General features: G+C 45.6%; 1 protein-coding gene and 1 pseudogene. Both read left to right on the top strand.

Features of this window, described 5'->3' with window-relative positions; all coding sequences use genetic code 11:
• Positions 1–16 precede the first annotated feature (16 nt).
• Positions 17–700 (top strand): PAAR domain-containing protein, encoded by a 684-nt coding sequence (locus RO21_RS12230; RefSeq protein WP_084724292.1) that lies wholly within the window; start codon positions 17–19, stop codon positions 698–700.
• Between the two features lie 3 nt (positions 701–703).
• Positions 704–2,177, top strand: a pseudogene (locus RO21_RS10150) (phospholipase D-like domain-containing protein); the annotation flags it as partial.

Genomic DNA, 2,177 nt, shown 5'->3' with positions numbered 1-2,177 from the left:
AATGAAAGGAGAAAAAATGGTTCAAAAAAGCGTGCTACGTTGGCATATTACCCCGAAAGGCAGAAATCCGGCGCATATTGGTGCAAGTGTCATTCACCCTGACGGCTCGGTCGGCAAAGTGGTAAGCGGGCAATCTTCGGTCAGTTTTGGCGGAAAAGCGGCGGCTTGTGTCGGGGATAAAGTAGAATGTCCGGGGCATACAGGTGTGATAGTGGAAGGGGCAAAATCCATATCTATCGGCGGGAAATCCCTTGCTAGAGAAGGCGATAAAACCAGTTGCGGTGGTGTGATTATGAACGGTTTTCCGACCATTACCGTCAATGACTTGACCAAAACGGTACACGGTAAAAGCGAGACGGATAATACAAGGGCAATTCAGTTTAGGGTTACGCAATCTGCGCATTCCGACCAAAGCATTTATCAAGGAATGCCTTATATTTTATCTGTTGATGGTGTGGAAATGGCGAGGGGCGTTACTGATGAAGAAGGCATAGTACATTTTGAGCTGAGTCAGGAAATCAAAGAATGCCGCTTGGATTTTGCAAACGGACAATCTTATCTTCTCGCTTTAATTGAAGAGTATCAGCCTGAGACAACCCTTGATGCGATTTCCCATCAAGGGTTTTCAGTTTATGATGAATCGGTACAGGAAATTGAACAGGCGAAATCCTATGAGAAATTGATTCGGGATAAGGAATAGCCAATGACGACAGTGAGAATAAGCCTCGCCAAATACGATAATGAGGTTACGGCAACCGTCGATTGGTTTTTAAAGCGGGCGAACAGCGGTAAGCCGAATGTGCCGGAAGAGGGGAGTGAACCGGTGAAGGCAACGCTTCAAACATTAGTGAATGGGCGGGAAGCTTTTGAGGCAGTCTATAACAAAATCGAACGGGCAAAATACTCGGTTGATATTGCGATTTGGGGTTTTCAGCCCTCAATGTTTTTTAGGCGCGACGGTCATTCTCACTGTATAGGGGAATTGTTGATTAAGAAAATTTTAGACAATCCGCAATTTCAAGTGAGATTATTGGTTTGGCAAATGGTCGGCTCGCTGGAAACTGTAATGGAAGCGAATTTAGGCAATTTTCCCGAATTGCTGTTATTCCAAAAAGGTCGGGTAGATGGGGTAAGCGATGAACAGGCAGCCTATGATAGATTTTGGTATGAAGCGATACGGGGGAACTTACTCACACGGGAAGAACTGTCTGATGCGGTTTTAAAAGGCATTGGCAATGTGGATAAAGTTTTTATGGACTATCACTATTTTAGGAAACGCCACCTGTTTAGTGCCGAGTTGCTCAGACAATTTAATGTGTCGCCTTACCGTAAAAACCTCCAAGTAAAATTTCGCAGTGTTGCCTCGCAACAGAATACATATTTAGATGATAAGTTGCCAAGCCAAGCACAACTGGTGTTAAAAACAACGGCATCACACCACCAAAAAACCGTATTGATTGATTATGAATCCCCCCAAGATGCGGTGGGGTTTGTGCTAGAACACAATATGGTCGATAACTACTGGGATGACGACAGCCATTCAATGGCGGTGGCGGATTCCCCGAATATTGGCAAAAACTCACCGACCCCGTTGCAAGATGTCTCAAGTATTGTCAGCGGTCAAGAGCTGTGGGATTTAAACCGCAATTTTTGTGATTCTTGGCTACGTCAAGACAGCCGTTTATGGAATCACCGTTTGAGTGCGGCGGAACAGGCACGGGAAGAAGAGGTGATAGCGGCACGGCGTAAGATAAGGCGGGAAGTTTTTCCGCTGTCGGGAGAGGGGACGAAATTGATGGCACAAATTTTGAGAACCTACGACAAGCCGGATGTAGAAGATATCAAAGCGATGTATCTACGCAATATCAGGCATACGACCAGTTATATTTACACGGAGAACCAATATTTTCGTTTTCCGCCGTTAGTCAAAGCCTTTATCGCCCATTGGAATACACTGCGTCAAAATAATCGGGACAATAGCAAACCGATACATTGGTTTGTGGTAACCAATTCATCGGACGCAGGGATAGGAAGCGGCACATACACCACCAACGAGATGTTTAAATTGTTGGGTCGGCAAGAGGTAATGCCGGAGGTGGCGAAGCAGGTGCGAATCCAGGAATTGGAGCAAGAGATACGCACTAACCGGTTGAAAGGTTATAGTCAGGAGGTTGAGC

It is taken from the genome of Muribacter muris (genome assembly GCF_001038205.1).
In the GTDB taxonomy this organism is placed as follows: Bacteria; Pseudomonadota; Gammaproteobacteria; order Enterobacterales; family Pasteurellaceae; genus Muribacter; species Muribacter muris.
The sequence above is the reverse complement of the archived record's forward strand: the minus strand, read 5'-3'. Positions and strand labels throughout refer to the sequence as shown.

Excerpts from the sequence above, each read along its gene's own strand:
- RO21_RS12230 (WP_084724292.1), top strand. The coding sequence starts at position 17 with ATGGTTCAAAAAAGCGTGCTACGTTGGCATATTACCCCGAAAGGCAGA.